The sequence below is a fragment of the Streptomyces sp. CA-288835 genome (assembly GCF_050936385.1).
Taxonomy (GTDB): Bacteria; Actinomycetota; Actinomycetes; order Streptomycetales; family Streptomycetaceae; genus Streptomyces.
The window spans coordinates 2,478,279-2,496,588 of record NZ_JBNJMW010000001.1 but is presented as its reverse complement, the minus strand read 5'-3'; the positions used below and the strand labels follow the sequence as shown (position 1 = coordinate 2,496,588).

The window sequence follows — 18,310 nt, the reverse complement described above, 5'->3', positions numbered from 1 at the left end:
TGCAGCGCCGGCTTTCCCCGCTGAACTGCCGTACCCCCAGGGCCCGTCATCTGTCGACGGGCCGCTACACACACGGAGGATCCGAGTGATTACCCAACGCACCACAGGGCGGCGTAAAAAGGCCGTGGCCGCCGCAGCCTTGGCCGCTGCACTGCTGTCCACGGCGGCGTGCGGCAGCAGCAACAACGACGACGGCTCGAAGAACGACGCGGCCGGCTTCAACGCCGCGAACAACAAGGTCGCTCAGGCCTCCCTCGCCAAGAAGGGCGGCACGCTGAAGTTCGCCGCGACCCAGGACGCCGACTCGTGGGACACCACGCGCGGCTACTACGGCTTCATGTGGAACTTCTCCCGCTACTACAGCCGCACCCTGGTGACCGGCAAGGCGGAGCCCGGTGCCGCGGGCGCCGAGGCCACTGCTGACCTCGCCACCAGCACGGCGAAGATCACCGACGACGGCAAGACGTACACGTACACGCTGCGTGACGGGATCACCTGGGAGGATGGCAAGCCCATCACCTCCAAGGACGTCAAGTACGGCATAGAGCGCCAGTGGGCGCAGGACGTGCTGTCCGGCGGTCCGGTCTACCTGAAGGACGTCCTCGACCCCAAGGGCGAGTACAAGGGCCCGTACAAGGACAAGTCCGCGGACAAGCTGGGTCTGAAGGCGATCGAGACGCCGGACGACAAGACCATCATCTTCAAGCTCCCCCAGGCCAACTCGGACTTCGAGGACATGCTCGCCATGACCTCGGCGGCCCCGGTCCGCCAGGACAAGGACACCAAGTCGAAGTACGGTCTGAAGCCGTTCTCGTCCGGCCCGTACAAGTTCCAGTCGTACACGCCGAACAAGTCGCTGACCCTGGTCCGCAACCCGGAGTGGAAGGCGTCCTCGGACAAGATCCGCAAGGCGTACCCGGACAAGATCACGCTGACCTTCTTCACCAACGCCAATGACATGGACCAGCGTCTGATCAACGGCGACTACGACCTGGACGCCAATCAGACCGGCGGGCTGTCGCCGCAGGGCCGCACCACCGCCCTGAAGCAGCACAAGGCCAACCTGGACAACCCGGTCTCCGGCTACATCCGCTACGCGGTCTTCCCGCAGAGCGTCAAGCCGTTCGACAACGTGCACTGCCGCAAGGCCGTGATCTACGGTGCCGACCACGAGTCGTTGCAGACCGCTCGTGGTGGCCCGGTCGCCGGTGGTGACATCGGTACCAACATGCTGCCGCCGTCGGTCCCGGGCGCCGAGGGCCAGAAGTACGACCCATACGAGATGGCCGGTGCGAACAAGAACGGCAACGTCGCCAAGGCCAAGGAAGAGCTGAAGGCCTGCGGTAAGCCGAACGGCTTCAAGACCACCATCGCGGTCCGTAACAACAAGCCGGTCGAGGTTGCCACCGCCGAGTCCCTCCAGGCCTCGCTGAAGAAGGTCGGCATCACCGTCGACATCGACCAGTTCGACGGTGCGCAGAGCACGGGCATCATCGGCAGCCCCTCGAACGTGAAGAAGAAGGGCTACGGCATCATCATCATGGGCTGGGGCCCGGACTTCCCGTCCGTCCAGGGCTACGGTCTGCCGCTGTGGAGCGGCAAGTACATCCTTGAGAGCGGCAACAACAACTTCGCCCTGATCAACGACAAGAAGATCGACGGCCTCTTCGACGACTACGTCAAGGAACTCGACGACGCGAAGAAGACCGAGATCTCCACGGAGATCAACCACAAGGTCATGGAGGGCGGTTACTACATGCCCTTCGTCTTCGAGAAGTTCATCACCTGGCGCTCCAACCGGCTCGCGAACGTCTACACGACCGACAACTACGGCGGTACGTACGACTTCGTGAACCTCGGCCTGAAGAAGTAACACCGCCACAGTGATGCTGGTGGTCATGGCGGAATCAACTGGTCGTCGCAACACCTTGATCACGAAGGTATGCGATGGGACGAGACCAGAAGCAGAAGATGCCGGAGGCGCCTGCGGGAGCGCGACGGCAGTGGGCAGCGGATCGGGCTATGCGACCGCCAATGCGTTCACCGGCTCGGCCGGAGCCGTCTCGTGCAGTGCAGCGCCACTTTGGCGGCGGATCGCGTCGGGAGTGACAAGGGCAGAGGCCGAGGTGGCTGTTGGCGTTTCTATTTCCTTGCGGAGTTGGGTCAGCTCGGTCCGGGGCCTTGCCCCAAGGCCGGGTAGTTAGCGTTTCGCAAGTCACGCAAGCCAACTGAAAAATTTCTGACGCAGAGCAACGGAGCTCGTTGGTACAGGCAGTCGGCCAAGACAGCTTGTCCCGAAGGAGCTCCGTTGCCCCGTCATTCTGTCCCGAGTTGACGGCGGTCGTGCCGTTTGAGCTGGTGGACGCGGTCCTTGCGGAGACGAGGACGGTGCAGCAGCGGCTGCGTGATCTTCCGTCCCGGGTCGGGGTCTACTTCCTGCTGGCGATGTGTCTGTTCCCCGAGGTCGGCTACCGGCTGGTCTGGGACAAGCTGACCGCGGGTCTGTCCGGGATGCCGGTGGTCTGCCCGTCGGCGAAGGCGTTGCGTGACCTGCGCCGGCGGATCGGCAGCGCGCCGGTGCGGGCGTTGTGCGAGGTGCTGGCCGGGTTGCTGGCCCGGCCGACGACGCCAGGGGAGCGGTTCGGCCCCTACCGGATGGTGTCGTTCGACGGCTGCAGTTCGCTGAGAGTCCCCGATTCCGAGCGGAACCAGGCCTGGCTGGGCAGGACTTCGTGCCATGGCTATCCGACGCTGGAGTTGAATGACGCTGATCGAGACCGGCACCCGGGCCTGGTCGGCGCGGTTTTCGGACCCCCCGCCAAGGGCAGGCGCAAAGGCTTCACCGAAGCCGACTACGCCCGCCTGCTCGATGCCGCGCACCAGCAGCTCGGCGGCCCCGTCGTCCTGGTGTGGGACAACTTGAACACGCACGTCAGCCGCACCATGCACGAGCTGATCGCCGCCCGATCATGGCTGACCGTCTACCAACTGCCACCGTACGCTCCCGAGCTCAACCCGATCGAGGGCGTGTGGTCGCACCTGAAGAGGTCGCTGGCCAACCTCACCAAACACAGCCTCGACCAGCTCACCGCGTTGGTGAAGACCCGGCTCAAACGGATGCAGTACCGCCCCGGTCTCGTCGAGGGCCTCATGGCCACGACCGGGCTCGACCTCGAACTGCCGTAACCCCAGCCGTTAAAGATCTCTAGCGGCGTGCTGGCTGTTGTCTCGGACCAGGACTGCGAGGTGGTGCCCGCTGCCGGCGGCGGGCGTGCCTTCGGACCAACGTCTCGAGCGGATCTTCAGCCACCGGGGTTCCGGACGATGCCGGTGAATCCGGCGACAGGGAGGCTAACGAACGCCCAGCTCAGCACCCGCACTTGAGACTTCCCCCGATGCCCCTCCTCCGGTCCCGCGTACGTCTGACGCGGCTCGGCCGCGGTGCAGGAGCTACGAGAAGGAGGTCATCCGGCTGCCGACGTCAGTGCGGTCACCCGACTTGGGCCTTCGGGGCGGTCGTGGTGGATCGGGGTGGGTGCGCCGGTCAGCGGTGTGCCGGACCCGCCCCGGCGCGCCGCGACGATCTCGGCCGCGATCGACAGGGCGGTCTCCTCCGGCGTACGGGCACCCAGGTCGAGGCCGATCGGGGAGTGCAGCCGGGCCAGCTCCTCCTCGGTGACACCCGCTTCGCGCAGCCGCCGGTTGCGGTCCTCGTGGGTGCGGCGCGAGCCCATCGCGCCGACGAACGCGACCGGCAGCCGCAGCGCTTCCTCCAGCAGCGGGATGTCGAACTTGGCGTCATGGGTGAGCACGCACAGGACCGTGCGGGCGTCGGTCCCGGTGCCGCGCAGATAGCGGTCCGGCCAGTCGACCACGATCTCGTCGGCCTCGGGAAAGCGGGCCCGGGTGGCGAAGACGGGGCGGGCGTCGCAGACGGTCACGTGGTAGCCGAGGAACTTGCCCGTCCGTACGAGCGCCGCCGCGAAGTCGATCGCCCCGAAGACGATCATGCGGGGCGGTTCCACACTGGACTCGACGAAGAGCGTCACGCCGCCCGGGCAGTGCGAGCCGTCCTCCGAGACGTCGACCGTGCCGGTACGGCCGGCGTCCAGCAGCGCGCGGGTCTCGGCCACCGCCGTGCCGTCCAGCCGCGGATCGCCGCCGAGACCGCCCTCGTACGCCCCGTCGGCACGGACCAGCAGTGCGCGGCCGAGCAGTTCGGCCGGGCCCCGGACCACACGGGCGACAGCGGCGGTCTCCCCACCGGCGGCGGCCGAGAGCGCCGCCTCGAGCACCTGTCGGTCCGGCGCGTCCCTGCGGACCGGGGTGACCAGGACATCGATCACCCCGCCGCAGGTCAGACCCACCGCGAAGGCGTCCTCGTCGCTGTAGCCGAACCGCTCCCGTACCACGCGGCCCTCCTGGAGCGCCTGGACGCACAGGTCGTACACCGTGCCCTCCACACAGCCGCCGGAGACCGAGCCGACAGCCGTGCCGTCGGCGTTGACGGCGAGCGCCGCGCCCGGCGGGCGGGGAGCGCTGCCGCCGACGGTCACAACCGTGGCCACGGCGAAGTCACGGCCCTCCGCCACCCACCGGAGCAGCTCGACGGCGATGTCAAGCATCTCGGCCGGCCATCAGTACACGGTCGGGCCGGATGGGCAGGTGCCGGTGGCGTACGCCGGTCGCGTGCCAGACCGCGTTGGCGATCGCCGCCGCGGCTCCCACGATGCCGATCTCGCCGATGCCCTTGATCCCGACCGGGTCGTCCGGGTCCGGGTCGTCCACCCAGTCCGCCTCGATGACGGGGACGTCCGCGTTCGCGGCGAAGTGGTAGCCCGCGAGGTCCGCGCCGACGTGCCCGCCCGTGGCCCGGTCCCTGGCCGCCTCCTCGTGGAGCGCCATGGACAGGCCCCAGACCATGCCGCCGACGAACTGGCTGCGCGCGGTCAGCGGGTTGACGATCCGGCCCGCGGCGAACAACCCGAGCATCCGCCGCACCCGGACCTCGCCGGTGGTGACGTCGACGGCGACCTCGGCGAACTGCGCGCCGAAGGAGTACCGCTCCTTGCTCGTCAGCCTGCCGATGTCCTCGGCGGTGCTCGAGCGGCTTTTTTGGCAGCTCTTCAACACCACCGCCATGACCATCAGCCGTGGGGTCAACGACGTCCGCCCGCTCGTCGAAGCACACGGCATGTGCATTCCTTCCTCAACTGCTCGTTTTCGCACACCAGTCGACAGCGCCAGATTCATGGACTCAGACAACACCAAGATCAAACCAGCGTGTTGATTCCCGGCAAGCCTTAAGCGCCCACGGCTGCCAGGAGTTGGAGCTTTTCGTAGTCCGGTGAGCCGGGTACGGCGGAGAAGACCAGCAGTTCCTGAACCTGGTCGGGGTCCACCAGCCGCTGGCAGTACAGCTCCATCTCGCCCAGCTCCGGATGCCGGTAGCGCTTGAGGTCGTTGTGGTGGGTGACGTCCACCTCGTGCAACCGCCAGAGTTCGGCGAACTCGGGGCTGACCTCCAGCAGTGCCGCGACGATGTCGCCGGCCCTGCCCTGAGGGTCCGCCGTATACGCCACCCGGATTTCCACGGTGAAGACCCTGCCCCGCAGGGCGTGGTCCTCGACGGGATAGAGATCGCGTTGCGCCGGGTCGGTGAACCAGCGATAGACCAGGTAGCGGGACAGTCCGTTGAAGCGGGTGTAGTCGCCCAGCAGAGCGACTGCCGGGCGGTTCTGCAGCAGCGTCTCACCGAAGCGGGACATCACCAACGCGGGTGTGTCCGAGAGCCGTTCCACGATGCGCATCATGGTCGGGCTCACGTGATCCTCACGCAGGACCCGCCGCGGGGCAGAGTGCCCGGCGAGGTCGAAGAGATAATCCCGCTCACTCAGGCTGAGATGCAGCCCCCGGGCGAGCGCGGCGAGCACATTCTCGGACGGCATCGGACCACGCTGCTGCTCGATCCGGCTGTAGTAGTCGACCGACATGCCGGCCAGCGCGGCCACCTCTTCACGCCTGAGCCCACCGGTACGACGCCGAGAGCCGCGGGGAAGTCCGACATCCTCCGGTTGCAGCACCTCCCGGCGTGCCCGGAGGAAATCGGCCAACAATGCCCGGTCCATCTCAACCTCCGCGAAGGAGACGTATCCGGGTCGCCGTACTGATGGAAACGCACTGCCTTCATGTGTCTTTTCTGCTGTCGCCCGAGAGGTCGCGGTGGCGTCGCTTCGCACGCGAAGCAAGGCATGGTCACTGTGGCGCCGGGTGCATCCGCAGGCTGTTGATCGTTGACGGTTGAAGTGCAGCCAAGGATAGGCGCAGCCGTGCGAGGAAAGCGTGTACTTGTGCGACATCAGATGGGATTCCGGCGACATCTTCAGGGAGACCTGTACCCCTGCCGGAATTCAGCGCTTCCACGGCCGACGGCTTCCAGGGAACGATGCGCTCGGTGACCCTGCAGGACACCGCCGTCAACGAACTCTGGGGCTCTTCCTCCGTGAGCACCCGCGCAGTCGGGAGGCATGAGCACGATGAGATCAGGTTGTACGTCGGGCTCCGCGGCGCAGTGGCTCTGCAGGACCCACGCGATCAGGGCGGTGACGCGTACGTCTCGGCCGGCACCTAGTTCATGCACCACGTCGTGACGGAGAATCACTCCACACCACGCCCGAGATCGGCACCCGCATCTTCAACTTTCCCGGCGATGCCCTGCGCTCCCTGGTCGCCGGGAAACCACGCGCTGGGCAGGCCAACTCGCCCGCGGCGCAGATCCTCATGGCACACACGCGCATGGTCCAGCGGACCGTGCGCGACCTCAGCCCGGCGGGCGCGCACGCGTCCCACAACGCCCTGCTCGAACTCTGCCGAAGAACTGGCAGGTCGGCGCAATCCACCGTACCGGCGGACGCTGTCGCGCTGTACAGGTCGCGGCCCGAGGCGACGATCCGGCAGGTCACTGCCGGTCTGGGAATCAACCCCGAGACCTTGCGTGACTGGGTCGGGGCAGCTGGCGCGAGCCGGCCGCGGGGACACCGGGCGGAGGTGCCGACCGAGCCGCCCACACCATTGGAGACGGAGAACGCCGTTCTGCGCCAGAAGACGTTGTGTGAGGACAAGCGACTCATCCCTCCCCATCGTGTGGTTTGCCACGGACAACTTGTCCGTGGATAAGTACGGCCTTCATCCGGGTTGTGGTTCACGCGATGCTTGATCAGTCGAATACGGGAGGTTGAGATGGACCGGGCATTGTTGGCCGATTTCCTCCGGGCACGCCGGGAGGTGCTGCAACCGGAGGATGTCGGACTTCCCCGCGGCTCTCGGCGTCGTACCGGTGGGCTCAGGCGTGAAGAGGTGGCCGCGCTGGCCGGCATGTCGGTCGACTACTACAGCCGGATCGAGCAGCAGCGTGGCCCGATGCCGTCCGAGCAGGTACTCGCCGCACTCGCCCGGGGGCTGCATCTCAGCCTGAGTGAGCGGGACTACCTCTTCGACCTCGCCGGGCACTCTGCCCCGCGGCGGGTCCTGCGCGAAGATCACGTCAGCCCGACCATGATGCGCATCGTGGAACGGCTCTCGGACACACCCGCGTTGGTGATGTCCCGCTTCGGTGAGACGCTGCTGCAGACCCGCCCGGCAGTCGCTCTGCTGGGCGACTACACCCGCTTCAACGGACTGTCCCGCTACCTGGTCTATCGCTGGTTCACCGACCCGGCGCAACGCGATCTCTATCCCGTCGAGGACCACGCCCTGCGGGGCAGGGTCTGCACCGTGGACATCCGGGTGGCGTATACGGCGGACCCTCAGGGCAGGGCCGGCGACATCGTCGCGGCACTGCTGGAGGTCAGCCCCGAGTTCGCCGAACTCTGGCGGTTACACGAGGTCGACGTCACCCACCACAACGACCTCAAGCGCTACCGGCATCCGGAGCTGGGCGAGATGGAGCTGTACTGCCAGCGGCTGGTGGACCCCGACCAGGTTCAGGAACTGCTGGTCTTCTCCGCCGTACCCGGCTCACCGGACTACGAAAAGCTCCAACTCCTGGCAGCCGTAGGCGCTTAAGCCTCGTCGGCTGTCGGGCGGCGCACACATCCCCGCTGAACAGGCCCGACCCGGCCACTTCTACAGCGGCGGCGCAATCGGGTACACCGACTACCCCGCCCGCCACGACGCCTGAAGAGAAGCGATGACCGCCCCGCCTCCAGGCCCCCAGCACGGCGCGCGACGGCACCTTCGTCAGTGACCAAGCGGTCACCCGTGCGTCAAGGCACCTGCCCACCGCTGCGCGATCAACGCGCCGCCGTCCTCCTCTTTGATCAGAAAGAAGCCATGTCATGACTCCTGAGCCCCTCGTCCCCGCCACGACCACCGTCGTTCTCGTCGACTACGCAGTCGGTTTCGCGAACCTTCTGCTTCCAGCTCGATCCCAAGTTCCACGACGCCCCCGCACCGCATGCGGCTGATGCAGGAGAACGTGCCGTCCATGGGCATGAGTGCCCGGACCTTCTTCCACGCCCTCGAACTGGGCAAGCGCGCCGCCACGGCCGTCTGAACCCCTGGCGGGCGGGCTCCGGCCCGCCCCCACCCCCACCCTGCGGGGGCCGCCCCCGCCTTCAGGAAAGGGATCTCGCCCGTGAACGACATACAGGGGAACTTGCCGCTGTCCGGACGGACCGTCGTGGTGGCGGGCGCGACCGGCGGCATCGGAGAGGGGATGACTCTCGCGCTGCTGCGCCAGGGAGCCACCGTCGTAGCTACCGGCCGCAGCGAGGAACGACTGGCGGGCCTCGTGGCTTACGCCAAGGACGCCGGTGAGGGCACCTTGATCACCCACACGGTCGATGTCGGTGACGCGGACAGCGAGTCGGTGCGCGCCCAACTGTCCGCGTACGGTGCGCTGGACGGCGCCGTCATCACTATCGGCGACTGGGGCAGCCCGGAGCGTACCGGCATCCTCGAGACATCCGATGCCGAGTGGCAGTCGATGATCGCGTCGAACCTGACGAGTCATTTTCACGCGTTGCGAGCGCTCACCCCGCTGCTGTCCCGGGACGGTGCCCTGGTGCATCTGAGCGGGTTCAGCGCGGAGATCCCCTACCCGTTCGCTGCACTCGTGGGCGCGACCAACGCGGCGAAGAAGTCGCTGGTGAGCTCCCTCACGGCGGAACTGGGCGGCGCCGGTCCCCGTGTCCACGAGCTGATCATCGGGCCCATCCGCACCCGCCCGCGTGCCGCGATCGGAGCGGACAGCCCCGGTTGGTTCAGTGCCGAGGACCTCGGCCGGCACGCGGGCCGCCTCATCGCCGGCGACGGCTCACACACCAAAGACCCGCTCCAGTACCTGGTGACCCGCGCCCACGGTGTACGGACCACACCGCCGAAGTGACGGATGCACGCAAGCCCCTCCATCCACACGGACAACGCGGAGCATCGATGCAGACCCCCGCCAGCCCACCGCCTGCACCCAAGCACACATTTCCCGAGAGCCTTGCCACGGTCACCATTCGGCCCGGCGACCGTGAATACGACGCCGTACGGCACACCTACACCCGCCTCGGATCCCCAGCTGCCGTGATCCGCGTCCGCGACCACCAAGACATAGCGGACACGCTGGCTCATGCCCGCACCACCGGGGTTCCCGTGACCGCCCGTAGCGGCGGCCACGGCATCAGCGGCCGTTCCACCAACGACCAAGGCATGGTCATCGACCTCTCCCGGCTCAACACCGTGGAAATCCTCGACAGCCGGTCCGGCCTGGTACGCGTGGAAGCGGGAGCCCGTTGGGGAGACGTCGCCGCAGCACTCGCACCCCACGGCCTGGGGCTGTCCTCCGGAGACACAGGAGATGTCGGGGTCGGCGGACTGGCCACCGCCGGCGGTATCGGCCTCATGTCCCGTCTGCACGGTCTGACCATCGATCACATGCGTGCCGCCGAACTCGTCCTGGCCGATGGGTCTCTCATCCGCACCGACACCGAACACAGCCCGGACCTGTTCTGGGCCGTGCGCGGGGCGGGAACCAACTTCGGGGTGGCGACGGCCTTCGAGTTCCAGGCTCAGCCGGTGCGCGATGTGATCGTCGCCATGACCGTCTACGACGCCGCCGACACCGCCGGGTTCCTCACCCGGTGGGCGGCAGCAGTGGAGGCGGCCCCCCGCTCGCTCACCAGTTTCCTGACGCTCGTCGCAGGTCCCGGCGGGAGAGCAGCTGTGGCCCAGGCGATGACCGTGTACGCCGGCACCGACGCGACGCAGGCCCGCGCGGCCCTCGCCCCCCTGTTGTCGGCCGGGCCGGTCCTGCGCAACCAAGCAACCGTCACTCCCTACCACCGGCTGCTGCCCGCCGGACACGAGCCGCAGCACGCGCAGCAACCGCTCACCGTGTCGCGCTCCGGACTCCTGGACCACATCACCCCGCCCGCCGCCGAGAGCATGGCAGCGCTCATGAAGGCGGCCGGCATGGTGCAGCTGCGCTCGGTCGGCGCAGCGGTCAACGACACACCGCCCACCGCCATGGCCTACTCGCATCGCACCCAGAACTTCTCCCTGATGGCCGCCACCGTGCCCGCACTGCGCGACGGCCTCGACGAGCACTGGGAACGGCTCCAGCCGCATGTGAACGGGCTCTACCTGAGCTTTGAAACACGTACCGGGCGGAGGCAACTGCAGGACGCCTTTCCCGGCCAGGTACTGGACCGGCTGGTCTCACTCAAGGCGCAGTACGACCCCGACCACGTCTTCGACAACAACTTCGCCCTGCCGTCGGTGCCGTTCCCGCACTGAAACCGAGGAGATGACCACTCGATGTCCAGCACACACCTGACCGAAATCCAGTCCGTCCCCACCTCCGGTGCACGAGGCGTCGAGCCCTTCGACCTGGACGGCATGCATCTGCTCGCCATACCGCAGCTCGCCTATGACATGCCGGACACCCCGGCGGACATGAACGGAGGAGACAGCGACACGGATCTGCTGTTGCTCAAGCGAGGGGAGCGAGGATACGAGCCGTTCCAGCGCGTACCGGCGCCTGGCGGCGAGGACGCGGAGTTCTTCCGTATCGGCGACCGTGCCTTCCTGGCCGTGGCCAGCATCCGTACGGGCAACGGCCCGTACCGGTATGCCACCTCATCCCATGTCCTCGAATGGGACGGCACCTCCTTCGCCGAGTTCCAGTCCTTCGACAGTTTCGCCGCCAAGCAGTGGAGCCACTTCACGATCGAGGACCGGCACTTCCTGGCCCTCGCCCAAGGGGTCGTCCTTCCGGAACAGGAGGCCGACAACCGGCCTTCGCAGATCTTCCTCTGGGACGGTGAACGCTTCGCCGCCGGGTCTACAACATCGCCGGTGTCATCCAACCGGAGTCGGCCGGCCCGTTCCAGGGGCCCGCCGCCCAGTGGACCGAGCACCTAGTCGCGCTCGTGCGCACCGTCGGCATGAACGGTTTCGTCATCTGGCCCGAACGAGACCACACCCGACAGATCAGCGCGTTCGCCGCCGAAGTCGTACCCGCAGTCCGCGAAGCCCTCGCACGCAAGACCTGACCACTCCGTGTCCTCGGGCCGGGCAGCACCCCTGGCACAACGCCACCGGCTGTACCCGTCACAGTCCTTCCCTCCCCCAGAGCAGCGTCTTGCTTCTCACCGGCCACCGCTCTTCGCCGAAATCGTCGTGCGGCCGCGCGCAGGTCATCTCTCCTGCATCGCACGGTTGCCACGGACAACTTGTCCGTGGATAAGTACGGCCTTCATCCGGATTCTGGATCACGCGATGCTTGATCAGTCGAGCACAGGAGGGCGTATGTGGAAACAGCCATCCACCCGCCGCGCGTGTCCAGTCAGCCGAGAACGCCGGCGCTATCGGTGTGAGCAGTGCTGAGCACGAGTGAACACTGCCAGACGCAAAGACCGGGCAGCGGTGCAAGGCAGGGTGGGAAGCAGGTCGATGGCATCGCCGCCCACCGGCCCCGATGGACCAGCCATGACCATCCTGCAGCCCTCGAACTGAGGAACAGGCACGCCGCCCCCCGAACTCACACCGAAAAAGACCCGCAGCTCTGACCCTGACGCGAAGGAGAGTGAGCGTGTCCGTCGAAAATCCCGAGCCTGATAGATCTGTCACTGCCGAGGCCGCTTCGGCACCGTCTCGGCGCACGTTCATCACTACGGCCACGGCCGTCTCAGGGGCCGTCGTCGCCGGCGGACTGGTCACGGCGCCGGCTGTCCTGGGCGGCCGGGAGGCGGTGGCCGCCGAAGGGCCTCCTGGCGGCACCGTTCACCTGTCGATCAACGGCGTCCGGCACAGTGTCACCGTCGACAACCGCACCTCTCTGCTCGACCTGCTGCGCGAACACCTCGACCTGACCGGTTCAAAGAAAGGCTGCAATGCCGGAGCCTGCGGCGCCTGCACCGTCCTGGTCGATGGCCACCGCGTCAACTCATGTCTGACCCTGGCCGTCCGGCTGGACGGCGTCGAGGTCACCACCATCGAGGGACTGGCTGACGGCGACCAACTGCATCCCTTGCAGCAAGCGTTCATAGATCAGGACGCCTATCAGTGCGGCTTCTGCACCTCGGGCCAGATCGTGTCCGGTGTCGCCTGTATCAAGGAAGGCCACACCGGAACGTCCGACGAGATCCGGGAGTGGATGAGCGGGAACCTCTGCCGCTGTGGCTGTTACATCAAGATCGTTCGCGCGGTCGAGCAGGCCGCGGGCCAGAACTGAGGTGGACGATGCACCCCTTCACCATCACCAAGGCATCCGACACCACGGAAGCCCTCGAGGCCGGTGGGCGCGGCGGCCGGTACATAGCCGGCGGCACCACCCTCGTCGACTTGATGCGCGAAACCGTGGAGCGCCCTGATGTCCTGGTCGACATCACCGCTCTGCCGCTGCACGATGTGGACCGTACCGAGGACGGCGGCTTACGCATCGGCGCCCTGGTCCGCATGGCGGAAGCCGCAGCTCACCCCGCCATACGTGACAGCTACCCGGTCATCTCCCAGGCGCTGGAGCTGAGCGCCTCCGCCCAGCTGCGCAACATGGCCACCATCGGCGGGAACATGATGCAGCGCACCCGCTGCACGTACTTCCGGGACGTGACCGCCGACTGCAATAAACGCGAGCCGGGTTCCGGCTGCGCCGCACTGAACGGCTTCAACCGCAGCCATGCGATCCTCGGCACCTCCGACCAATGCGTGGCCACACATCCGTCCGATCTGGCTGTCGCGCTCGCCGCGTTGGAGGCGAGCGTCCACCTGACGGCTCCGGACAAGGGCAGGCGCACCATCCCCATCACGGACTTCCTGCTTCAGCCCGGCAGCACGCCTGACCGTGAGCAGGCGCTTCAGCCAGGTGAGTTGATCACGTCGGTGGAGATTCCTGCCCTGCCCCGCCCGCTGAAGTCCGGGTATCTGAAGGTCCGCGACCGCCAGTCCTACGAGTTCGCGCTGACCTCGGCCGCGGTGGCCCTCCACATCCGCGGCGGAACGATCCTCGATGCGAAGGTCGCCGCCGGCGGTGTGGGCACGGTGCCCTGGAAGCTGCCGGCCGTCGAACAAGCCCTCATCGGCGAGCGTCCCTCCGCCCGGCTGTGGCACAAGGCCGCCGGCCATGCGGCCGAAGGCACGCACCGCCTCAGGCACAACGGCTTCAAGGTCGAGCTGCTCAAACGTACCGTCGAGCAGCAACTGCGCACCGTCGGAGGCACCTCATGAGCCAGCCACAAGCTGCCGTCGGCGCGTCCGTGGCCCGGGTGGACGCACGGCTGCGGGTCACCGGGAAAGCCAAATACGCCGGCGACAACAACCCCGACGGCGTCGTTCACGCAGTTATCGTCGACAGCAGCGTCGGCCGCGGCCGCATCACCGCCGTCGAGGCAGGTCCCGCCCTCGCCCAGCCGGGTGTCCTTACCGTCATCAGCCACCTCAACGCGCCCAGGCTTCCGCCCGTCGAAAGTAACGGCTACCCACCGGGCGAGCCGCTGAGGGCCTTCCAGGACGACCAAGTGCGCTTCTTCGGACAGCCCGTCGCCGTCGTGGTGGCCACGACGCTCGAGGTCGCCCAGCACGCCGCGAGCCTGATGCAGGTCACCTACCACGCCGAGCGCCCCTCGACCGACATGAGCGCGGCGCCTCCCGCCGACGACCCTGAGACCTATGCGCGGGGCGACGCGGACCAGGCACTGAAGTCCGCCGACGTCCAGCTCGACCTGGCGTACCGGATGGCCCGTCAGCACCACAACGCGATGGAACCAGCCGGCATCGTCGCCCGCTGGGACGGGGACAAGCTCACCCTCTGGGAGAAGACCCAGGCGGTCCAGTTCGCCATGTTCAACATGGCAGGCGAATTCGGGATACCGCCGGAGAACATTCATGTCATCTCGCCCGTGCTCGGCGGTGCCTTCGGCAACGCCTTCCGTACCTGGGTGCACTCCGTCATCGCGGTCATGGCCGCCCGCCAGGTGGACCGTCCCGTCAAACTCGTACTCACCCGCAAGCAGTTGTACTTCGGGATCGGCTACCGGCCCGCGTACTCATATGGGCTTCGGATGGGCAGCGACCGGCGGGGCCGTCTGACCGCTGCGGTGCACGACGTCGACTCCGAGACATCCAGCTATGAAACGCACCTGGAGGACACTCTCGTCCCCGGGCGGATCCTCTACAGCACGCCGAACGTCAAGCAGATCCACCGGTCCGTCCCCCTGGACGTCAACACACCGACGTGGATGCGTGGCCCGGGATACTCCAGCGGTGCCTACCCCCTGGAGTCGGCGATGGACGAACTCGCCCATGAACTGGGCATGGACCCGATCGAACTGCGTCAGCGCAACGAACCCGTGGACGACCAGTCCAACGGTCTTCAGTTCTCCACCCGCCGCCTGCGCGAGTGCTACACCACCGGCGCCCGCGCATTCGACTGGAAACGGCGGAGCTTGAAACCTGGCTCCAAGCGCGACGGCGACTGGCACCTCGGCATGGGCATGGCCGCCGGCGTATATGACACCCAGCGTGCCGCGGCCCAGGCTTCCGTGCGGCTGAATGCCGACGGCACCGCCCTGGTCCAGTCCGGGACCAGCGACATGGGGCCCGGCACCGCCACCTCCATGACACAGGTCGCCGCTGACGCCCTGGGCCTGACCATGCGCCGGGTGATCTTTCAGCTCGGCGACTCGACCCTGCCTCCGGCCCCGGGACACTTCGGATCGCAGACCATGGCGAGCGTCGGATCCGCCGTGCAGGACGGTTGCGACAAGCTGCGGAAAAAGGCCATCGCCCTCGCCGTCAAAGACGAGGGCTCTCCGCTGCACGGGGCCGACCCCGCCAATGTCGAGGTGCGCGGCGGCCGGCTGTACGTAAAGGACGCCCCGGGGCGGGGGGAGACGTACCAGCGCCTGCTGGCCCGCAACAACTCCGCCTACCTCGAAGTACTCGGCTCATGGGCTCCGCCGGAAGGACCCGCAAGGTACTCCCTGTACGCCTACGCGGCGACGTTCGCGGAGGTCGCCGTGCACTCCCGGCTCGGCCTGGTGCGGGTCCGGCGCATGCTGGGCGTCTACGATGCCGGTCGTATCATCAGTCCCGCGCTCGCCGACAGCCAGGCACTCGGCGCAATGATCGGCGGATTGGGCGCGGCCCTGCTCGAACACACGATCACCGACCATCGCGACGGCCGAATCGTCAACGCCAACCTCGCCGACTACCTCGTTCCGACGCATGCCGACATACCCGATATCAGGGCGATCTACCTGGCGGGCGGCGAGGACCGCATAGCCGACCCGATCGGCGTGAAGGGACTCGCCGAGATCGTCTGCGTCGGTGTCACGCCGGCCATCTCCAACGCCGTCTTCAACGCCACGGGCCGGCGCATCCGCCAGTTGCCCATCACCCCCGAGCTCCTGCTCTAGCCCGGGGCTGATGGGTTCGCCCGGTTCGGCAACGAGGGACGCGACCCCTGATGATCAAGGTTGTCGAATCCTTTGATCACGAACAGGGGACGCGTTCGCGTGTCATCTTCCCTGATCGGTGTCCTGCAGCGCCACCACGAGGACATCGACTCCGCCTCCCCGGATCCGGAATCGCAGCAGTTCACCGCCCTGGCCGAAGTGCTGGGGCCGATACCCGATCCCCGGCGGGTCCGGGGCGGCCGCTACCGCCTGGCCCCGCCTGATCACAAGGCCTTCCTTTCCGTATCCGATTCCCCCATCCCCGCAAGGAGCGCACCATGTCCGACTCCCCCGACCTCGCCCTCATCCGCCGGGTCTACGAATCCCGAATGGCACCCGAGGTCATCAAGGAGGTCATTCCCCCGGACTTCGTCTGGGACATCACCCCGGGCTTTCCGAACAGCGGCGTCTACCACGGCTGGGACAGCGTGGCGAAGGACTTCTTCGGCACGCCGATGCCGAACATCGCGTCCTTCGGCGCGGGGCCCGAGGAGTTCTACGCGGACGACGAAGGCCACGTCTTCGTGTTCGGGCACTATCACGCCGAGACCAAGAGCGGGGACAAGGCCGACGTCCGATTCATCCACCTGTGGACCGTCCGTGACGGCAAGGCCGTCAGCATGCGGCAGGTCGCCGACAGTCACATCCTCCAAGAAGCCCTCAAGGGCTGAGACGCCATCCGTTAATCGATCACGGGGATGACTTGGTCGAACAGGGTTCCTGATCGGGTGATCGCGCGAGGTAAAGCGACGTTCGCGCCGGGACCGCGAGCACACTGCAGCTCACCGACGCCGAGTCCGACAACCTCCACGTCCTCGGGTGTACCGCACCGGTCCAAAGCCGACTGCACCGGCACGACGTCCGCCACTTGCCGATGACGTGGAATGAACATCTGGTGCTCTGTGACGACAGGCGGGTCATCTCTCCTGCATCGCATGGTTTGCCACGGACAACTTGTCCGTGGATAAGTACGGCCTTCATCCGGTTCCTGGTTCACGCGATGCTTGAACAGTCGAGCACGGGAGGACGAGATGAATCGGGTACCGCCGGCCGACTAACTTCGGGTACGCCGGGAGGTGCTGCAGCCGGAGGACGTCGGACTTCCCTGCGGCCGGACCACACTGCTGCGCGATCCGGCTGCAGTAATCGACCGACGTACCAGCCAGCTCGGCCACCTCCTCGAGTTCACGTCGTACTGCCAGCGGCTGGTGGATCCGGAGCAGGGCCAGAAACTGTTGATCTTCTCCACCGTGCCCGGCTCACCGAACCACGAAAAATTCCGGTCCCTGGCACCCGCAGGCGCCTGGCCTCGCCGGCTGCCGGTCGGCTCACACATCGAAGTTGGTGCTTCGAAAGCGCAGCACCTCACGCATATCGAGAGACAAGGGTTTCCCATGAAGGCAGTGCGTTTCCACGAGTACGGCGACCCCGACGTCCTGCGTTACGAGGACGTGGAGCAGCCCGTCCCCGGGGCCGGTGAGGTCCGCATCCGCGTCGCCGCGACGTCGTTCAACGGCGTCGACGGCAACATCCGCGGCGGCTTCATGCAAGGCCCCATCCCGGTGGTGCTGCCGCACACTCCCGGCCTCGACGTCGCCGGCACCATCGACGCGCTGGGCGAGGGCGTCGACGGCATCGCGGTCGGCGACCAGGTTGTCGGCTTCCTGCCGATGGACAAGCCCGGCGCCGCAGCGCAGTACGTCATCGCCCCGGCCGAGATCCTCGCGGCGGCGCCGAAGAGCGTCCCGCTGGCCGACGCCGCAGCGCTGCCGATAGTGGGCCTGACCGCGTACCAGGCGCTGTTCGACCACGCCAAGCTGACGGCGGGTCAGCGCGTGCTGGTCAACGGCGCGGGCGGAGCGGTCGGCGGCTACGCCGTGCAGCTGGCCAAGAACGCCGGCGCGTACGTGATAGCCACCGCCGGCCCGCGCAGCAGCCAGCAGGTCAAGACGGCGGGCGCCGACGAGATCATCGATCACACCACCACCGAGGTGACCGCGGCGGTGACCGGGCCGGTCGACGTCGTGCTCAACCTCGCGCCGATCGACCCGTCGCAGCTGGCCGCGCTGCCCGCCCTGATCGCTCCCGGTGGAGTGCTGGTGAACACCACGGTGTGGATGCCCGCACCCAGCGACGAACAGCGCGGCGTACGCGGCATCGACCTGTTCGTCCGCAGCGACGCCGACCAGCTGTCGCGGCTGGTGGCACTGATCGACTCCGGCGAGCTGCGCGTCGACGTCGCGCAGCGAGTGCCGCTGGCGGAGCTGCCGGCAGTCCACGCCCAGGCCGCCACGGGCGAGCTGCACGGCAAGGCCGTCATCGTCGCGCCCGCCGCCTGACACCGACCGACCAGCCTCGAAAGGAAA

At 67.4% G+C, this 18,310-nt stretch carries 15 protein-coding genes and 3 pseudogenes; 14 read left to right on the top strand and 4 right to left on the bottom strand.

All coding sequences use genetic code 11. The annotated features are described in order from the left end of the window. Positions 1–85 precede the first annotated feature (85 nt). Positions 86–1,873, top strand: a complete 1,788-nt coding sequence (locus ACQEVY_RS11250) for an ABC transporter substrate-binding protein (RefSeq protein WP_432947381.1) — start codon at positions 86–88, stop codon at positions 1,871–1,873. Positions 1,874–2,388: 515 nt separating this feature from the next. Then, positions 2,389–3,186 (top strand): annotated as a pseudogene (locus ACQEVY_RS11245) (transposase domain-containing protein); the annotation flags it as partial. Positions 3,187–3,464: 278 nt separating this feature from the next. Here the strand turns inward: ACQEVY_RS11245 and ACQEVY_RS11240 are convergent. Both ACQEVY_RS11240 and ACQEVY_RS11235 read right to left on the bottom strand, forming a co-directional pair. Then, complete coding sequence (locus ACQEVY_RS11240; protein WP_432947379.1) at positions 3,465–4,625, bottom strand: XdhC family protein; 1,161 nt, start codon at positions 4,623–4,625, stop codon at positions 3,465–3,467. Further along, positions 4,618–5,079 (bottom strand): annotated as a pseudogene (locus ACQEVY_RS11235) (molybdopterin cofactor-binding domain-containing protein); the annotation flags it as partial. The pseudogene ACQEVY_RS11235 and the gene ACQEVY_RS11240, both read right to left, overlap by 8 nt. A gap of 31 nt (positions 5,080–5,110) precedes the next feature. On the opposite strand from ACQEVY_RS11235, the pseudogene ACQEVY_RS11230 reads away from it, so the two are divergent. Beyond that, positions 5,111–5,290 (top strand): annotated as a pseudogene (locus tag ACQEVY_RS11230) (ISAzo13 family transposase); the annotation flags it as partial. Between the two features lie 13 nt (positions 5,291–5,303). Here ACQEVY_RS11230 and ACQEVY_RS11225 read toward each other — a convergent pair. Beyond that, positions 5,304–6,128 (bottom strand): helix-turn-helix domain-containing protein, encoded by an 825-nt coding sequence (locus ACQEVY_RS11225; RefSeq protein ID WP_432947377.1) that lies wholly within the window; start codon positions 6,126–6,128, stop codon positions 5,304–5,306. Positions 6,129–6,780: 652 nt separating this feature from the next. On the opposite strand from ACQEVY_RS11225, the gene ACQEVY_RS11220 reads away from it, so the two are divergent. From ACQEVY_RS11220 to ACQEVY_RS11180, 9 genes are all read left to right on the top strand, one after another. Next, a complete protein-coding gene (locus ACQEVY_RS11220) occupies positions 6,781–7,176 on the top strand; it encodes a transposase (protein WP_432947375.1) in 396 nt (131 codons plus the stop codon). A gap of 63 nt (positions 7,177–7,239) precedes the next feature. Further along, entirely contained in the window at positions 7,240–8,064 is an 825-nt protein-coding gene (locus ACQEVY_RS11215) for a helix-turn-helix transcriptional regulator (RefSeq protein ID WP_432947373.1), read from the top strand. A 571-nt stretch (positions 8,065–8,635) separates the two neighbouring features. Next, positions 8,636–9,388 (top strand): SDR family NAD(P)-dependent oxidoreductase, encoded by a 753-nt coding sequence (locus ACQEVY_RS11210; RefSeq protein ID WP_432947371.1) that lies wholly within the window; start codon positions 8,636–8,638, stop codon positions 9,386–9,388. Between the two features lie 47 nt (positions 9,389–9,435). Then, a complete protein-coding gene (locus ACQEVY_RS11205; protein ID WP_432947369.1) occupies positions 9,436–10,785 on the top strand; it encodes an FAD-binding oxidoreductase in 1,350 nt (449 codons plus the stop codon). Between the two features lie 21 nt (positions 10,786–10,806). Then, positions 10,807–11,412 (top strand): hypothetical protein, encoded by a 606-nt coding sequence (locus tag ACQEVY_RS11200; protein ID WP_432947367.1) that lies wholly within the window; start codon positions 10,807–10,809, stop codon positions 11,410–11,412. Between the two features lie 8 nt (positions 11,413–11,420). Then, complete coding sequence (locus ACQEVY_RS11195) at positions 11,421–11,543, top strand: hypothetical protein (RefSeq protein ID WP_432947365.1); 123 nt, start codon at positions 11,421–11,423, stop codon at positions 11,541–11,543. 539 nt (positions 11,544–12,082) lie between these two features. After that, on the top strand, positions 12,083–12,724 hold the full coding sequence (locus ACQEVY_RS11190) for a (2Fe-2S)-binding protein (RefSeq protein WP_432947363.1): 642 nt from the start codon (positions 12,083–12,085) through the stop codon (positions 12,722–12,724). 8 nt (positions 12,725–12,732) lie between these two features. Further along, positions 12,733–13,716 (top strand): FAD binding domain-containing protein, encoded by a 984-nt coding sequence (locus ACQEVY_RS11185; protein WP_432947361.1) that lies wholly within the window; start codon positions 12,733–12,735, stop codon positions 13,714–13,716. Beyond that, positions 13,713–15,905 carry a xanthine dehydrogenase family protein molybdopterin-binding subunit gene (locus tag ACQEVY_RS11180; protein ID WP_432947359.1) on the top strand — a complete coding sequence of 731 codons (2,193 nt, stop codon included), beginning with the start codon at positions 13,713–13,715 and terminating at the stop codon, positions 15,903–15,905. The genes ACQEVY_RS11185 and ACQEVY_RS11180 overlap by 4 nt, the downstream gene beginning before the upstream one ends. A 102-nt stretch (positions 15,906–16,007) precedes the next feature. On the opposite strand, the gene ACQEVY_RS11175 is transcribed toward ACQEVY_RS11180, so the two are convergent. Next, entirely contained in the window at positions 16,008–16,172 is a 165-nt protein-coding gene (locus ACQEVY_RS11175; protein ID WP_432947357.1) for a hypothetical protein, read from the bottom strand. A gap of 50 nt (positions 16,173–16,222) precedes the next feature. Between ACQEVY_RS11175 and ACQEVY_RS11170 the strand changes: the two genes are divergently transcribed. Both ACQEVY_RS11170 and ACQEVY_RS11165 read left to right on the top strand, forming a co-directional pair. After that, positions 16,223–16,615, top strand: coding sequence for a nuclear transport factor 2 family protein (locus ACQEVY_RS11170; protein WP_432947355.1), 393 nt, complete (start codon positions 16,223–16,225; stop codon positions 16,613–16,615). Between the two features lie 723 nt (positions 16,616–17,338). Then, positions 17,339–18,283, top strand: coding sequence for an NADP-dependent oxidoreductase (locus ACQEVY_RS11165; RefSeq protein ID WP_432947353.1), 945 nt, complete (start codon positions 17,339–17,341; stop codon positions 18,281–18,283). Positions 18,284–18,310: the final 27 nt, after the last annotated feature.

What these genes read in the sequence shown, in the direction of transcription:
- ACQEVY_RS11240 (WP_432947379.1), bottom strand. Translation starts at nt 4,625, where the DNA reads ATGCTTGACATCGCCGTCGAGCTGCTCCGGTGGGTGGCGGAGGGCCGT.
- ACQEVY_RS11225 (WP_432947377.1), bottom strand. Translation starts at nt 6,128, where the DNA reads ATGGACCGGGCATTGTTGGCCGATTTCCTCCGGGCACGCCGGGAGGTG.
- ACQEVY_RS11220 (WP_432947375.1), top strand. Translation starts at nt 6,781, where the DNA reads ATGGCACACACGCGCATGGTCCAGCGGACCGTGCGCGACCTCAGCCCG.
- ACQEVY_RS11215 (WP_432947373.1), top strand. Translation starts at nt 7,240, where the DNA reads ATGGACCGGGCATTGTTGGCCGATTTCCTCCGGGCACGCCGGGAGGTG.
- ACQEVY_RS11205 (WP_432947369.1), top strand. Translation starts at nt 9,436, where the DNA reads ATGCAGACCCCCGCCAGCCCACCGCCTGCACCCAAGCACACATTTCCC.
- ACQEVY_RS11200 (WP_432947367.1), top strand. Translation starts at nt 10,807, where the DNA reads ATGTCCAGCACACACCTGACCGAAATCCAGTCCGTCCCCACCTCCGGT.
- ACQEVY_RS11185 (WP_432947361.1), top strand. Translation starts at nt 12,733, where the DNA reads ATGCACCCCTTCACCATCACCAAGGCATCCGACACCACGGAAGCCCTC.
- ACQEVY_RS11180 (WP_432947359.1), top strand. Translation starts at nt 13,713, where the DNA reads ATGAGCCAGCCACAAGCTGCCGTCGGCGCGTCCGTGGCCCGGGTGGAC.
- ACQEVY_RS11170 (WP_432947355.1), top strand. Translation starts at nt 16,223, where the DNA reads ATGTCCGACTCCCCCGACCTCGCCCTCATCCGCCGGGTCTACGAATCC.
- ACQEVY_RS11165 (WP_432947353.1), top strand. Translation starts at nt 17,339, where the DNA reads ATGAAGGCAGTGCGTTTCCACGAGTACGGCGACCCCGACGTCCTGCGT.